Here is a 14758-nt window from a genome sequence, read left to right on the forward strand (position 1 = left end):
CGTCCAGTGGAAGCTTACGAAAACCGAAGCGGAGATTGGCCTTCTTATTCTGAAAGGAATGAGTTTGAAAGAGATCTCAATTCAACGAGGGACTTCGGAAACCACAACACGGCAACAAGCTTTGAGTTTGTATAAAAAGGCGTCCTTAGAGGGGCGCCATCAGTTGTCCGCTTTTTTTATTGAGCATTTGCTTGCCGAGTCTGCAGACTCTTAGGCTTTTTTGCTTAAGCGCGGAATCCCCTTGGGAATTCTATATTCAACCCAATCACCATCGCGCTCGCGAGTAAGGCCTTCTGTAATAACGGGTGTTTCGAAAGGAAACTCTTCACGGAATGTCTGATAGTTGGAGCTTGAAACGATTTTGCCGTTTTCTTCAATCTTATCTTTGAAAGAGCGTTGTCCCGTCACCGTCGCTTTGTCATTTTGGATCGACACCTTTACAGCGTCTTTTTCATGCTCGGGAACATAAGCGCGAAGAACGTAGAAATCGGAACTTTCACGCAAGTAGCTGCCGCGATCCTCAACTTTGTAGAAAGGATCTTGTTCTTTATTATCGTACTTCGCCGCGGCCTTCACGAAATCACGGCGTGTTTCCGCCATTTGTTTCACGTAGCGTTCGTTTTGAATATCGAGAGACTCGCGGTTGGCTTGTTCGTTTTTTTGATAGCGATCTTTAAAATGCTCTTGCTGCATTTTCAGCTGATTCTCGTTTGCTTTCTTTGAGTGCATGATGCGCTCAGAGTATTGCTGATTCAAACGTTGTTCTTTGCTGTCCCATTGGCGTTGTTGTTGCTCGTATTTTTTGGCTGAGCTTTCTGACAAACGGTTCAACTTTTGTTCTTGAGTTTCTTGCTCGCTGGCGATCATACGCTCGCCTTTGGCTTGCAGTTCACCGACTTCTTTTTCGTTGCGGGCACGCACTTTTTCCTGCACGTGTCGGCCACGCTCGATTTCGTTTCCTAGGACGGCATCGTTTTGTTCGCGCTGACGTTCCAGGCGTTTTTGGCTGAACTCATTGATCTGTGTCATGTCGCGGTTGTATTTCTGTTTGGCAGAGCGAATGTCTTCCGAACTGCGCGCACGAACTTCTTCGATACGAGATTCCGCATTGTTTTCTACTTCTTTGACTTTTTGACGAGCGCCTTCTTGCGCAAGGGCAACTTGCTTTTGTCTTTTCTCACGCGTTTCGTTGAGCTTGGTTTCGTAATTTTTTAACATCGCCGAGGATTTGGCGTTGTACGTTTCCGTCAGACGTTGACGCTCGGAAGAAGCTTCTTCCATTTGTTCTTTTTGTCTGTGCCGAATGTGATTGATGGCAGCTTCGTTTTGCTCGGCCAGAGTCGCTCTTTTGTCGCCATAATAGTCTTTAAGATCGGCGAGCTCCGCCTCGTTTTCTCTGACGTATTCTTTCTTTTTGCGCGCGTAATCCGCTTGAAGCTCGTTCAATTCTGCTTGTTGGGCTTTTCGCGTGGAAGAGTCAATAGACGACATAAAGCTAGTGTATCAAAAAGACACACCGGCCTTAAACATCACTCCTGTGGCGCGTTTGGAATCTGGCCTTTGGGGTTGGGGCAGTGAGGCTTGAAGTCATCCGTGCGCCCATAACAGCGCCAGGTATCGATGTAGGTAACCTCTTCATTGGGAGCCACGGGATAATAATAGCGATACTGAACGTGATCCAATGTGCTTTCCACCAGACGGAAGTCTTGGGAGGCCGGAGCGCGGGGATCCGCGGGTTTCTTTGAAATTTTCAGTAAAAACACTCGGTACTCGGCGTGCCCGCAGAGGGGAAGAAGAAAAAAGAAAGCCGATAAGAAAATCCGATATTTCACAAATCTCCCTATCGGCTTTGCGGTGGGAAACTTAATTCCAAACCTGAAGCTCTTGCTCAGAATACCATTCCCGCAAAGCATTGCAGTAATTATCGCTGACGGTGTCGATTTAAAACTCTAAGACTTCGACACATTTTTTTAAATGTGCTCGCGACAACCTAATGCAAGATGAATGTTATAAATTTCGCTCAATCTTTTGACAGTGCGGATGCCCAAAGGTTGTCGACATATTTTTCAGGGAGTACTTTTAAAGTCAAAGGAGCTTCTATGAAAGCAGTCGCATGTGTGTACGACGAAAAACAGGGACGAAGTCTTTTCAAGGAAATGACGGTCGAAAAGCTTCCCTTAGGCCCTTATGATCTGCGGGTGCAAGTGAAAGCTCTTTCCGTTAATCCCGTCGATTACAAACAAGCGCGCACGATCGATGCTAAAAATCCGGGACCCCGTGTTCTTGGTTGGGATGCAGCGGGAACAGTCGTTGAAATCGGCGAGCGCGTGAAAACATTTTTTCCGGGAATGGATGTGTTTTATGCAGGGGCTGTGAATCGACCCGGCACAAACTCGGAATTTCACGTCGTCGATGAGCGCCTTGTGGGGCGCATGCCGAAAAATCTTTCTTATCAGGAAGCGGCGGCCTTGCCACTGACGACGATCACCGCTTACGAATGCCTTTTCGAGAAAGTTCGGTTGGATCGCCAGGTTGAAAAGAAAATTCTTGTGATCGGCGGGGCGGGGGGTGTTGGCTCAATGGCTCTGCAGTTGATAAAGCAACTCACACGTTCGCAAGTGGCGGCCACAGCGGTTCGGCCCGAATCTGTGGCATGGGTTCGTGAAATGGGCGCGAATGAGGTGATCAGCTATAAAGAAGATTTCAAAACGCAGTTAGAGCAAAAAGGCTGGCCCGGCGTTGACGTGATTCTTTGTTTCAACGACACAGCCATGCATTATGATAACATGGCTCGCGCGATAAATCCTTTCGGGGAGATCTGTTCGATTGTCGATATGAATACGGCGGTCGACAGCAATCCCTTAAAAGCGAAGAGTGTCACCTTTCATTGGGAGTCGATGTTCACGCGATCTCTTTATCAATTGCCCGATATGATTGAACAGCATCGACTGCTTAATGAAGTGGCAGATTTAGTCGAGGCAGGAAAGATTCGTTCAACGAAGACCACGGAGCTGGGAGTTCTGAATGCGGAAAATCTCAGCGAAGCGCACCGGCTGCTGCAAACAAATACGATGATTGGGAAGATCACTTTAAAAGGCATTACGTAAAGGAAGACCGTGGAGCTTTATCGCCCCACGTATTCGTAACATAATGCAAACAAACTCTTCTCTCGAGTGCTAGTGACGATGCTCGTGGTTCGCACGCACTGTATTTTCCACAATGTGGAAATACGCGCGAACTAGCATTTGGTAGGATTCGGGATCTAGAGCTTGAAGATACGCCATCTTTTCGAAGTACGTTTTCTTCGCTATGAGTTCCGTCATCACGTCCTGGACTTTTTTCATCTTATCAAAGCTGTAAAAGTCCTTATCGTCTTTCACTTCCTTGAGAACATCCGCGATTGCTTTATTGTCAAAAAGAACATGAACACCCATGGCGGAATGAGAGAGCAACGCCTCCATTCTTTCCAAACTTGTCTCTTCTATATTGACCAAGATCGCCTCCTTGCGACGTCTTACTTCCGATGGTGAGGAATAATTCTTTCCGTTGCAAGACCAAAAGTAGGCCTTTGACGGGGCTCGTCGAGCGGCTTTCTTTCTAGTTGTTGGGTGTCGCGAATGACTCGATAATAAAAGTGAAGGAATACGAATTATATGGCGAAGACAAAATCCCGAGCAAAGAAGAAAACCCCCTCCTCCTCTGGCGAGAAGGAGCTCATCATCGTAGATGAAGCGGCGGGACTTATTTTTGAATCAGAGAAAGAGTTGTTTGGATATTTTCAAGAAGCCATCAATAAACTGGAATCTGAGTATCAATCTTTGCGTTCTGACGACGATTTTTCTGATGAAGAACAAATTGCCCGTGAAAACTACCTGGAAGCGACACTCGACGAACCGGATGAAGTATGGATGGATGACAAAACGATAGAAGACTATCCTTTGTATCATTTCATTCGCTCTTTTGAAGAAGGCGATGAAGCTTTCAAGTATGTCGCCGTAGCGTACGTTTCCCAAGAGGACGAATATCCGACGTTTGTATTTATTCACTATCCAACTAAAGACAGCCGCTTGTGGCAAAACAACCAGCGCGGCGAGTTGGTTTATGACAAGACTTACGAAGAAGTGTCTGGCGGCAGCATCGAAGGCGATGCTCTGGGCGAAGGCGATCCTTTGGCGATGGGACTTTATCTTGCCATGCTCAAAGTGCGCGGCGAAAAAGACATTCCGCAAGACAAGTTTCAAGAATTCGCAACTCTTCGCGAAGAAACCATCGAAAGTGCCGACGAGATTTGGCGCAAGAATGATCTCGACGGCAATGTGCTTGTCAGCTTCATCAAAGAATTTCCCGATCATGAGACAGTGAAGGATTTGACTTATATCGCGGTCACACAAGAAGACGAAGATTCCAATGTGCATTCGCTCTTATTCTCGTTTCCAACGACAGATCGCACACTGGTCGATCGCTACCGACAAGGCGAAAATCTACAAGCAGACGAAGTCAGCCAAGAATCAGCTCACTAAAAACAAAAAGCCCGGGAGACCGGGCTTTTCGTTTATCAGGGGTGGGGGCTTTTGTTTTTATTAGAAGCAGAAGTTATTAGCCATGCTTTGGAATTGTGCTGAAGAGAAGCCTTGGTTCGTGTAAGAAGCGAAAGGGTGCAAACCTTGAAGAGCTTGGGCGCGAGCGGAACCGTTTGACTCTACAGCGTAGTCCGCAGGGTTTGCGTAGAACATCGGCAAAAGAGCGTCGGTTTGTGTGATCGCTTTGTTTGTAGAAACGTCGTAGTTTGCAATTTTCAATACGTCGTATTCACCGTTAGCATCTTTAAGATCAACAAGGATGTTCACGCGGTTAAAGAATGTTTGTACGTCAGTGATACCAAGTGCAGATGCCGTTGTAACAACATCAGACCAGCGAAGAGTCGTTTTCCAGTCAGTCAACGCTTTGCCTGTTGATACGTCGATCAAGAAGAAGCGAAGAGCTGTGTTATCAAGATATGTAGAACCGCTTGAGTTTGCCAACCACTTCCACATAGTGATGTAAGAGTTGTCGTTTTTAAAGCTTGTAGGAAGAGCAGTCAGTCTCACGTAAACAAGGTCCATGCGAACAGAGTTTGAAGATTCAGTGTAAACTTTAAGTTTAGCTGAAACCTCACCGTTTGCTTGATTGCAATAAGCAAGAGGTTTGGAAGTTGAACCGCTTGTTGAAGGTACGCGGCTGGAAAGATCTGTTGAAGCCATTTGGTTGCTAGAACCACATGCAGTCAAGAAAGCGACTGCCGTCATTGTTAAGATCGTTGTGAAGATTTGTTTCGTATTTTTCATAAAGCCCCCTGATGCCAGACTATAAAGCAACGTCGGTGCCATATTTCACTCTGATACGAACTTAAAAATCTTGTGATTTCAGCAGTTTGGAAAAAGCGGCATTCTCACTCTGAGGCGGTCCCAGAGTGAGCCGTCAAACTTCTGGGATGGTGCCGCACAAGGGACGTCACTTTGTGCATATAAACACCTTGAAGAACGAAGGGGAGTGTCTCGAAATAGCTCTTCAGAGAGGTGATTTTATGAAAGCAAAGTGGGTCTTTCTTATTCTGAGTTTAGCGGTGGGAGTGAGTGCGGCTCAGAACAAATCTGCGCCAGCGAAACCCAACATGAAATCAGAGTACACGGCGACATTGAAGGAAATTAAAAGCGTCTTCGGCGCAGTTCCTACTTTTATGAAAGAGTTTCCACCCGAAGCTTTACCGGGAGCCTGGCAGGAATTCCGGGACGTGCAATTGAGTCCCGGTACGGAGTTGGACCCGAAAACGAAAGAACTGATTGGCTTAGCGGTTTCTTCGCAAATCCCGTGTCGTTATTGTATCTACTTTCATAAGAAGGCCGCGACCTTCAACGGCGCAAAACCGGAAGAAATTAAAATGGCAATCGCCGTCGCCGCGAGCACACGCAAATGGAGCACACATCTTTACGGCGCGCAGCTGGATCTGATGAAATTTAAAAACGACATCGATAAAATCATTGTCATGGCTAAGAACAAAACCGACAAAGTTCCGGAACCTGTTGTCGTGACGAATGCGGAAACAGCTATGGCCGACATGGAAAACACGTTAGGGTTCGTGCCGGAGTTCATGAAAGCATATTCGCAAGAAGGCTTGCCTGGCGCGTGGAAGGCGTTTAAAGGCATGGATATGAATCCGCAAACGGTGTTGACTCCAAAAACAAAAGATTTAATCAGTCTTGCCGTCTCAAGCCAAATTCCATGTCAGTACTGCATTTATGCGGACACCGAATTTGCCAAAGCAGACGGGGCGACACCGAATGAAATTTCTGAAGCGATCACCATGGCCGGCATCGTTCGTCATTGGAGTACGGTGCTGAACGGTCTTCGTCAGGATGAAAAAGCCTTTGAAAGAGAAATTGACCAGGCTTTTAGATATCTGGAGCGCTCTAAGCGAGTCTCCCCTAAAAAGATTTCGGCGCAATAAAAAAAGGGCGAGACTGTTGTCTCGCCCTTTTTAGATTAAACTTTCTTTGCGAACTGAACATCGAGAGAAATGGTTACGTCATCACCGACCAGAACTCCGCCGGCTTCAAGAGCCGCATTCCAGCTCAGACCGAAATCTTTGCGTTTTATTTTGGTCGTCGCCGAAATTCCGATTTTGATATTTCCATACGGGTCTTTCATTTCCTCAGAAGGACCTTCCACTTGAAGAGCCACCTCTTTCGTCACGCCGTGAATTGTTAAGTCGCCGGTGACTTTCAAGTCATCGCCGTCTTTTTCAACTTTTTTCGACTTAAATTGAATGGTCGGATACTTTTCGACATCAAAAAAGTCGGCGCTTTTTAAATGCGTGTCTCTTTGCGGTTCGCGAGTATTGATGCTTGAGGCATCAATAGTGGCTTCAATAGACGATTTTGTCACATCGGCAGGATCGTATTGCAAAACGCCTGAAAGCTTTTCGAAACCTCCGTGAACTTTCGCAATCATCATGTGTTTGATAGAGAAGTTCGCACTCGAGTGAGCTGTATCAATATTCCAAGTAGACATAGTATTCCTCCTCAGGAAAGTGTGTATCTATGCTCTTAGAATCGCCGAAAATTCACTGTTGCAGTAGAGGACATTATTGCAAATCATTGTTGCAAATATGTTCCCCCATGATTCAGGTGGCTTTTTAAGCCGCTTTGACGGATTTGATTTCCTTCTTTAGCTGCAAAAAGAGACGCTCTTCCAAACCGTCAATCATGCTAAGAAGTTTTTTGCGGTGAAGTCCCAGTCGCTTGCGAAGAGGATCGCTCATGGTCGTCACGATAAGACTGACTACAGTCAAACCAAGGCCGACGATGAATGTCGCGATATAAATGTCTTTGCGCGAAGGTTGAGGCGGAAAGAAACCGTAAAAACTTTTACCCAGTTTTTCACCAAGAAAGAAATTAGACGCGGCTTTGTCGCGCGCAAATTTCCTCGCGATGCGATCACCAAGACCGCCAATAGAAAGCGACTTGTCGCCAAAGAAAATCCAGCCGGTTCCCAATGTTGCCAAAGAACTCGCAAGGTCCGAGATCATCGTTTGACTTGAGCTGTACTTTTCAATTTCTTTTCGCACTTCCAGTTGGATCAGATCTCGAACCATGAATTCGTTTCGATCGAGGTATCCTTGCAGTGCTGGAGAATCGTTGAGCTTGCGCCATAAAGCGCCTTCTTTGTCGGCATCTAACAATTCGCGATAAATAAGATTTTCGATTTCCTTTTGATAGCGTGTTTTAAACCCTGACGGAATTTTTTCTAAAAAGGGTGTGGGCTTTGTCCAGCCCATTTTGTCGGAGGTCTCGATCAGTTTTTTAAGAGTCAAATAGGGGATTGACCACAAGGCATTCAGCGGATTTAAAAGGAGATCGGCTAAAAAGTGTTTCTTTTGCAGGTCGATACTTTCTTGTAAGGAAAAGTGCCGCTCGATAAAAGTATCAACAGCTTGGCGACGTTCGTCACAGTATTGAGAAATGCATTCGTCGAGAGCTCCCAGGGCCAGGGCTTTATTTTGCTCAGTCATGAAGGGCTTTTCCTTTGTGGATAAAGCCATTTTTCCAAAATTTTAAAACATGAAAAGAGAAATACCGAAGGCTGGACCTTTATAGAAGCAAAGTTCCTACGAAGGTCCCGATTTCTCGGCGGGCTCTTCCTCGCTTTCTTTTTCAAAGACAGGGCTGTAAGGACCCTTGAGCTCGCGGGACCACCAGGCGCCGGTTTCTCGCCATTCCTTAAAAGAGGAAAACTGGTAAGTGTAAAGTTGAATGCGAAGAAATTGCGGAGCTTTTCCCTGAAACGGATCTTTCGCAAAAAGAGAAAGCACATCCTGCGATTCCTGAAAAATCCGAGTCATTAGATTTTGCAGCCACAGATTTTCGTAAAAATTTTCCAGAGCCGCAAACCACATCTGCCAATCCAAGCGCGGCTGATGAGGAGCCACAATAGGCGGCATTTTTTTCGTCGAGACAGGTTTATAGCTAAATTCGTACTCCTTCCAGTGGACGCCGTCGTCACTGCCTTCAAGCACCAGTTCCGGACGCGTGCGGGTCATGACGGCGAAAAGACCATAGGGATTTGAGATACGAAACGGATACCAAAAGCGCATGTACGGTAAAAGAAAATCCAGAGACTTGCTTTTCTCCGACAAGGTTTTGAAAATCCAAAAAAGAGAAGCCGGGACAAGTAAAACAACCGGAACCATCGCAAGCCAAAATGGGATTGTCGTGTTTTCAACCCAATTGATCTTAAAGCCCCAGGTAGAATCGGGAAGCACAGCGAGGCTCAGCCCCAATGTGATGATATTAAAGAAGCAGTAGTTGCCGGTCAAAAAAATCAAAACTTGCAAAAGTACTAAGAACACGACAGCCGCCGTTTGCGCAGGCCCTGGGATAAAAATAAAAAATGGCGTCACCAGTTCGACAAAGAACATGAAAAGCGTACTGAGCTTTTGCACCGTGAGCGGCATTTTATTCATAAAGTATGCAAGGGGCGTCGGAAGAGGTTGAGTCCAATAGTGATAGGTGAGTGCGGTAAAGTCGCGCCAGCAGGTATCCTTGTGAGTCAGCTTTACAACGCCGGAAAGAAACATCAGTTTAAAAAGCAAAAGAAGCACTAAACCATAGACCATCGGATGAAGAAGGTGTGTGCCCAAAGGGAGCCATTCCCACTTCCAGGGAGCAAAAAACAATCCCAAAAATCCGAGCTCCAAAAGCAAACTGTCCCACTGATAACTTAAGAATATTTGTCCACAGCTGACGAATGATAAATAACAAAGAAAACAAACGGCGAACATGATGCTTTGGCTAAAACCAAGAAACGCCAGCGATGAAGCCATCATGCCGATAAAGCAAGTCGCTTTCAGCGTGAAGTCCGTCGAGGAAAACCAAAAAAACGAAGGTACGTGATAGAAGCGTTCGCCTTTAAGTTCTTTATCCAGAAGATTTAAAAGATGATCGATCGAAAGAATGCCTTGTTGGCCATAGAGTCCCAGCACTTGTGGAAGCAAAGACAAGAACGCGATGAAGTAGCTGATGCTTAAAGTTTTCGAAATGATCCAGCTTGAAATGTTGTAATCCATGACTTCTCACACTCTTCCGCAAAATAATTGGTAAGCTTCAGTCTCTCTCTTTTACCTTCTTACCCGAACAACATAAGGAGGTTCCAATGAAGTTTGTTCTAGCGCTTTTGGCTGCGGCGACTTTGCTCGCAAGTACAATGGCACATGCCACTGAAGAAATCACCAATATCTCTAACATTCAAGAGCCGTTTGTGATTGAACCGATCGAATACGGATTGCAGATCTCATGCCCGCCTATGCACGAAAGAGTCGTGAAATATTGCTGGTTGAATCCAAGCACAGGCGGCCGTCTGGTTCGTTGCGGTTATGTTTGCAAACCGATCCGCGGCGGGGGTGAACCTGAGCCCTCTATGTCATCCACAGCCCAAGAATAAAAAAGAAAAAGCCCTTCGTTTCGCGAAGGGCTTTTTAGTTTAAGCTTCTCCTAATTCCACCCATGTGATGCCGTCTCCACCGCTTTCCGGCGAACCGGCCTTCCACTTTTTGACATAAATAGAGCGCGACAAATAAGTGCGCACTGCTTTTTTCAAAGCCTCGGTGCCATGTCCGTGAATGACTTTCATGCGGTCTTCGCGCGCTTGAGCGGCTTTATCAAGAGCTATCTCAAGTTCCTGCAAAGCATCCTCAACGGTTTTGCCGCGCAAATCCAAAGTACGATCCTGGTCAGCAAGTGACACTGAAAAAGAAGAACTTTGGCGAACAAGCTGGGAAGTTGGATTCTGCGGTTTTCCCGGTGGGCGCAAATCCTGCCAGTTTAACTGCAGGCGCACAGAGCCGGAAAGAATCAAAACTTCGCCTTTGTTATTCGGCGTGCTTTGCACAATCCCATCTTGGTTCAGTGTTGGAACAAAGACTTTTGTTCCTGGTGGAAATTTCTTGGCGAAATCTTCCGCATTTTCCGGAGCTCCCGGTTGCGTGACAGGTTTTGCTTTCACGATTTCCGGTAGTTTGTATTTAATCTCCTGCAAAGCCGTGTGACGCTTAAACGTTTCCGTGACCTTCGCTTGAGCAATGGCCTCTTCTACTTTGCGCTCCGCCTTTTTAAGAGTTCTTTGCAGCCACTCTTCTTTGTCACGATTGAATTGCTCAAGAAGACCTTCGTACTTCTTTTTCATCTCAAGAGCTTTGTGGGTCTCTTTGCGCAGGTGATCCTGCAAAAGAGAGATATCGCTTTTCAGTTTTTCGATCTGTTCCAGACCTTCCAAGCGGGCCCGCGTCGCTGGAGCTAAAACTTCAAGAGCTCTTTGCACGATCGACTGCGCAACACCCACGCGTTTCGCCGTTTGAATAGCCAAAGAATCCCCGGGAATGCCGGCGATAAACTGATATGTCGGACGGCCTGTCTTTGGATCGTATTCAAGGCTTCCATTCAACACGCGGCTTGTCTCGTCCCATCCAGACTTGAGCGGACCCAAGTGCGATGTGATGACGGCGAAAACATCATTCGTGGAAAAGGCTTCGATAAAACTGCGCGCGAGGGCACTGCCTTCTTCCGGGTCCGTTGAACCGCAGATCTCATCGATCAGGATCAAATTCTCGCGTCCTTTGACGGAAGCCGCCTTACCAAGAATTTTTAAATGCGCGGCGAAGGTGCTGAGCTCTTCATCCACGCTTTGTGCATCTCCAATACCGATGAGAACGTTTTTGAAGAATGGAATCTTTGAAGTTTCGCTGGCGCAAATCGGGAGTCCACAACGCGCCATCTGTGCGGCAAGACCGATGGACTTGAGGAGGACGGTTTTACCGCCGGCATTAGGGCCGCTCAGTAAAAGAATGCTCTTCGTGCCTTCAAGAAGAACAGAGTTCGAAACAACGCTTTTGCCGGACAGTTGCAAAAGAGGATGGCGAACTTCGATCAGCTCCATACTGTCGGTTGAAAAATGAATCGGTTGCGCGTTCACGTGAGTAGCGAACTGCGCTTGCGAGAAACGCACGTCACACTCTTCCATCAAAACGCGCGTGCTTTCAATGTCGACGGCCTTCGAGGAAAGATAGCGCGAAAGATCCGTAAGAAGTCTTTCGATTTCATCTTCAATTTCAACTTCGATTTGACGAAGACGGTTGTTTGCAGGAATGACTTTTTCAGGCTCCATGAAGACCGTTTGTTTTGTCTGAGAAGAGCCATGAATGACGCCCGGCAGATGATGTTGCATTCCGGAGCGAACGGGCAGCACCCAACGTCCATCGCGAGTCGTGACGTACTTGTCTTGTAAAACGTTTTCCATCTGGTGATCTTTCACCAAACGATCCAGCGTGCTTTGTACTTCGCGTGCTAAGCGTTCTTTTTCTTTGAAAAGACGATACAGCGTTTCGCTGGCGTCAGAACGAATTTCTCCGCCCGGAGTCAGAATTTGGTCAATCGCGGAAACCGGCTCGTCGGCTTTCATGAGGCTTGCCGAGATTCTTTGCGCCCAATCGTTTTCGACCGTGTTAAGAGCTTCTTTCAGAGCCAAAGCCTCTAAGCAGAAACTGCGAACGTCTTTGATCTCTAAAGTTTTTAAGACCGCGTTCTTTTTAAGACGTGTGATCCAGGTGGAGTAAAGATCCAAACTTTGCATGTAGGGGCGCACGCCTTGGTTTAAAACTTCCGTGGCGTCGGCGATTTCTTTAAAGCTGGCGTAACACTCTTCTTGAGATGAAAGAGGTTTAGTCAGCATCACCGCTTCGCGGCCCGCTTCACTTGTTGCGTGTGAGCGGATTTTTTCTAAAATTTCGACCCAATCAAGAACGACGAGATCTTGCATGAAGAGCTCCTGTAATAACAACCGCTGCCAGAGCGAGAAGTATCAAAATCCAATCATAATGGCCCCAAGTAACATAGAAAGTAGTGGGGGCGTCTTTCAAATATTTTACCACGAACTGACCGCTCCATTCTTTGTGAAGCGGTGATTTATGTAGAACGTCACCATTCGCAAGAACGGCGGTGCTAATGCCCGTGTTTGTTGAACGCACCAGTGGGCGGCGCACTTCAATCGCGCGGGCCAAGGTCATATACAAATGTTGTTGTGGCTCAAAGGTTTGGCCGAACCAAGAGTCATTTGTCACGTTCACTAAAATCTCCGCACCCTTTTTAGAAAGGCCGCGCGTGAAAGCGGGGTAAAGACCTTCGTAACAAATTTGCCCGCCCCAATGAATGGTTTCACCACCGTGTTGCCAAGCCATCGCGTGCGGCCCGTCGCCTCTCCCAAAGTTCGAAACAAAAGGCAGAAGACTGAGAAGAAAAGGAAAACGTTCACTCAACGGCAAATACTCTCCGAAAGCGAGCAGCTCCGTTTTGCGATAAGGCTTGTCCAAATTGTTTGTGTTCGCATCGACTAAGAAAAGAGCGTTGTAAGTCGACTTATCCAGTTTTTCATCAGACTGAGGATCTTTAGAGTAGGCTCCGGTGATCAGCGGTTTTCCCAAAGGGCTGAGCCCCTCCGCCAAAAGTTGCGTGTGTTTTCGTCCCAAAAGATGCTGATCCAAGTAATCGGGGAATGCGGTTTCGGGCCAAATGAAAATGTCCGTTTGCGGAAATTTCTGGGCCGCATCGCGGGTCAGCTCGATGAACTTGTTGGTGATCGCCTCTTGGTAACCGCGGCCTTGTTCCGCATAAACTTTCTCAAGATTTCCGATGTTGGCTTGAACCACGGTCGCGCGAATCTCACGATCGAAGCGATTCCACTGCTGGCCATGCCAATAGCCAATGCCCACTAAAGCGGCAAAAGTCAGAGTGAGAAGACTTAATTGAGTTAAAGATTTTTTCACGTAACTTTGCTTAAGCCAAATCGCTCCCATCCACGCATTGAAAAGAAGAATGATCGTGGACAATCCCAAAAATCCGACGAGATCCGCAAGATGATAAATCGGGATTTTCACCCAGAAGAGAGTATAGCCAAGATGCCAGTCAAAAATCACCGGCCAAGCACGCTCCAGCAGGGAATGGAGGAGGGCTATTGTAAACAGACTTTGTGTCGCTGACAGCGAGAACTTCAAGCGCAGCCAGGCTCCAATGGCGATGGCCACAGGGATATACAAATGCATGAACGCACAAAAAAGCAGCAGGGCAAGAATGGAAACGGACCACGGTATTTGACCGAATTCGTGAGCGGTGTAGGCGATCCAGTGAAAGCCGATCAAGCTCAACACAAACTGAGTCACCCATCCTGCCCAGAAAGAATCTTTCACAGAACGATTTTCTTCAGTCACATAAAGCCACAAAGGCGTGTAGCAAAAGATCAAAGCCCATGGAGGAAAAGGAATGTAGCTTGTGCCGACTAAAATGCCCGAGAGAATCGCCCAACGAAAATCGTAGGCTTTATGCTTGAAAAATTGAAACCATCTCTTCATCATGGTATTAGTAACACAAAGAGTGAGTGAGTCCACGTGAAATTGAAGATCAGATGCCCGAGCTGCGTGAAATTATATGAAGTTGAGAGTGATGAAATTCACTCTGAAAATCCGCTTTTTGCGTGCATTTCTTGCGAGACACGATTCAGTTTCGAGTTTCCTCCTTCGGACCCCGCAAACATTCTTTGTTTTCCAGTGACAGTGGCGACTGCGGCAGCCGTTTCTAGTGCTGCTGAGCAGCAAGAGGCGGCGTCAGTGGCTGTCGAGCCTGGTGCACAGGAGATGAAATCCTGCCCTAAGTGTGGCGCTTTGAACGGTCGTCGCGCAAAAGAGTGTTACTCTTGCCACGTTCTTTTTGAAAAGCTCGAGGGTCTTCCCAAAGATCCCGCTCTCAAGGCACAACCGAGCTTGGTCAGAAAATGGAAAAATCTTTTGGATAATTTCGAAAATGACAGTCTTCATGACGAGTTTATCCGCGCTTGCCACGAGTTGGATGCTCTGCGCTTCGCGACGTTGAAGTATGAAGAGTTGAAGGCCGCTCAAGGCGGGGATCCTCTTTGTGATCAAATGATCGCAAGAATCAACAGCCTTATGATGGTTGGCTTGTCTCAAAAGCCGGTTGCAAAGACGGAAGCAGCCGCGCGCCCTAAGTGGCAAAAGTACATGTACTGGGGACCTTTCGGTCTCAGTGCGTTTCTGATTTTATTGGGAATGATCAATCTTGCTCACCGCAACCTGATCGGTGTTGGCGTCGCCTTGGCATTTATGGCGGCGGGACTGATCGTCATGATTCGCGGAAAGATCAGCCTGTCAGATTTTATAGATTAA

At 47.0% G+C, this 14758-nt stretch carries 14 protein-coding genes; 5 read left to right on the forward strand and 9 right to left on the reverse strand.

The genetic code is table 11. The annotated features are described in order from the left end of the window. Positions 1–210: 210 nt before the first annotated feature. Together QJS83_RS13045 and QJS83_RS13050 are read right to left on the reverse strand one after the other, a co-directional pair. Entirely contained in the window at positions 211–1491 is a 1281-nt protein-coding gene (locus QJS83_RS13045; protein WP_284605365.1) for an Hsp20/alpha crystallin family protein, read from the reverse strand. A 38-nt stretch (positions 1492–1529) separates the two neighbouring features. Beyond that, positions 1530–1832, reverse strand: a complete 303-nt coding sequence (locus QJS83_RS13050) for a hypothetical protein (protein ID WP_284605366.1) — start codon at positions 1830–1832, stop codon at positions 1530–1532. Between the two features lie 267 nt (positions 1833–2099). On the opposite strand from QJS83_RS13050, the gene QJS83_RS13055 reads away from it, so the two are divergent. Beyond that, on the forward strand, positions 2100–3107 hold the full coding sequence (locus tag QJS83_RS13055) for a zinc-binding alcohol dehydrogenase family protein (protein ID WP_284605367.1): 1008 nt from the start codon (positions 2100–2102) through the stop codon (positions 3105–3107). Positions 3108–3176: 69 nt separating this feature from the next. Here QJS83_RS13055 and QJS83_RS13060 read toward each other — a convergent pair whose 3' ends face one another. Continuing rightward, entirely contained in the window at positions 3177–3494 is a 318-nt protein-coding gene (locus tag QJS83_RS13060; RefSeq protein WP_284605368.1) for a hypothetical protein, read from the reverse strand. A 159-nt stretch (positions 3495–3653) separates the two neighbouring features. Between QJS83_RS13060 and QJS83_RS13065 the strand changes: the two genes are divergently transcribed. After that, on the forward strand, positions 3654–4520 hold the full coding sequence (locus QJS83_RS13065; RefSeq protein WP_284605369.1) for a PBECR2 nuclease fold domain-containing protein: 867 nt from the start codon (positions 3654–3656) through the stop codon (positions 4518–4520). Between the two features lie 60 nt (positions 4521–4580). Here QJS83_RS13065 and QJS83_RS13070 read toward each other — a convergent pair whose 3' ends face one another. Next, positions 4581–5324 carry a hypothetical protein gene (locus QJS83_RS13070; RefSeq protein WP_284605370.1) on the reverse strand — a complete coding sequence of 248 codons (744 nt, stop codon included), beginning with the start codon at positions 5322–5324 and terminating at the stop codon, positions 4581–4583. A 239-nt stretch (positions 5325–5563) separates the two neighbouring features. Between QJS83_RS13070 and QJS83_RS13075 the strand changes: the two genes are divergently transcribed. Further along, entirely contained in the window at positions 5564–6484 is a 921-nt protein-coding gene (locus QJS83_RS13075) for a carboxymuconolactone decarboxylase family protein (RefSeq protein ID WP_284605371.1), read from the forward strand. Positions 6485–6519: 35 nt separating this feature from the next. Here QJS83_RS13075 and QJS83_RS13080 read toward each other — a convergent pair whose 3' ends face one another. From QJS83_RS13080 to QJS83_RS13090, 3 genes are all read right to left on the reverse strand, one after another. Beyond that, positions 6520–7047: a YceI family protein gene (locus QJS83_RS13080; protein WP_284605372.1), complete on the reverse strand. Its 528-nt coding sequence runs from the start codon at positions 7045–7047 to the stop codon at positions 6520–6522. A 124-nt stretch (positions 7048–7171) separates the two neighbouring features. Next, on the reverse strand, positions 7172–8047 hold the full coding sequence (locus QJS83_RS13085) for a DUF6635 family protein (RefSeq protein WP_284605373.1): 876 nt from the start codon (positions 8045–8047) through the stop codon (positions 7172–7174). Between the two features lie 96 nt (positions 8048–8143). Then, complete coding sequence (locus tag QJS83_RS13090; protein ID WP_284605374.1) at positions 8144–9601, reverse strand: lipase maturation factor family protein; 1458 nt, start codon at positions 9599–9601, stop codon at positions 8144–8146. Positions 9602–9687: 86 nt separating this feature from the next. Between QJS83_RS13090 and QJS83_RS13095 the strand changes: the two genes are divergently transcribed. Continuing rightward, complete coding sequence (locus tag QJS83_RS13095; protein ID WP_284605375.1) at positions 9688–9975, forward strand: hypothetical protein; 288 nt, start codon at positions 9688–9690, stop codon at positions 9973–9975. Between the two features lie 39 nt (positions 9976–10014). Here the strand turns inward: QJS83_RS13095 and QJS83_RS13100 are convergent, their stop codons facing one another. Continuing rightward, positions 10015–12345, reverse strand: coding sequence for an endonuclease MutS2 (locus QJS83_RS13100; RefSeq protein ID WP_284605376.1), 2331 nt, complete (start codon positions 12343–12345; stop codon positions 10015–10017). After that, complete coding sequence (gene lnt / locus QJS83_RS13105) at positions 12323–13933, reverse strand: apolipoprotein N-acyltransferase (RefSeq protein ID WP_284605377.1); 1611 nt, start codon at positions 13931–13933, stop codon at positions 12323–12325. The genes QJS83_RS13100 and lnt overlap by 23 nt, the downstream gene beginning before the upstream one ends. A 33-nt stretch (positions 13934–13966) precedes the next feature. On the opposite strand from lnt, the gene QJS83_RS13110 reads away from it, so the two are divergent. Next, positions 13967–14758, forward strand: coding sequence for a hypothetical protein (locus QJS83_RS13110; RefSeq protein WP_284605378.1), 792 nt, complete (start codon positions 13967–13969; stop codon positions 14756–14758).

The sequence above is a fragment of the Bdellovibrio sp. 22V genome, from assembly GCF_030169785.1.
Classification (GTDB): domain Bacteria; phylum Bdellovibrionota; class Bdellovibrionia; order Bdellovibrionales; family Bdellovibrionaceae; genus Bdellovibrio.

Excerpts from the sequence above, each read along its gene's own strand:
- QJS83_RS13055 (WP_284605367.1), top strand. The coding sequence starts at position 2,100 with ATGAAAGCAGTCGCATGTGTGTACGACGAAAAACAGGGACGAAGTCTT.
- QJS83_RS13085 (WP_284605373.1), bottom strand. The coding sequence starts at position 8,047 with ATGACTGAGCAAAATAAAGCCCTGGCCCTGGGAGCTCTCGACGAATGC.
- lnt (WP_284605377.1), bottom strand. The coding sequence starts at position 13,933 with ATGATGAAGAGATGGTTTCAATTTTTCAAGCATAAAGCCTACGATTTT.
- QJS83_RS13075 (WP_284605371.1), top strand. The coding sequence starts at position 5,564 with ATGAAAGCAAAGTGGGTCTTTCTTATTCTGAGTTTAGCGGTGGGAGTG.
- QJS83_RS13080 (WP_284605372.1), bottom strand. The coding sequence starts at position 7,047 with ATGTCTACTTGGAATATTGATACAGCTCACTCGAGTGCGAACTTCTCT.
- QJS83_RS13065 (WP_284605369.1), top strand. The coding sequence starts at position 3,654 with ATGGCGAAGACAAAATCCCGAGCAAAGAAGAAAACCCCCTCCTCCTCT.
- QJS83_RS13095 (WP_284605375.1), top strand. The coding sequence starts at position 9,688 with ATGAAGTTTGTTCTAGCGCTTTTGGCTGCGGCGACTTTGCTCGCAAGT.
- QJS83_RS13090 (WP_284605374.1), bottom strand. The coding sequence starts at position 9,601 with ATGGATTACAACATTTCAAGCTGGATCATTTCGAAAACTTTAAGCATC.
- QJS83_RS13070 (WP_284605370.1), bottom strand. The coding sequence starts at position 5,324 with ATGAAAAATACGAAACAAATCTTCACAACGATCTTAACAATGACGGCA.
- QJS83_RS13100 (WP_284605376.1), bottom strand. The coding sequence starts at position 12,345 with ATGCAAGATCTCGTCGTTCTTGATTGGGTCGAAATTTTAGAAAAAATC.
- QJS83_RS13045 (WP_284605365.1), bottom strand. The coding sequence starts at position 1,491 with ATGTCGTCTATTGACTCTTCCACGCGAAAAGCCCAACAAGCAGAATTG.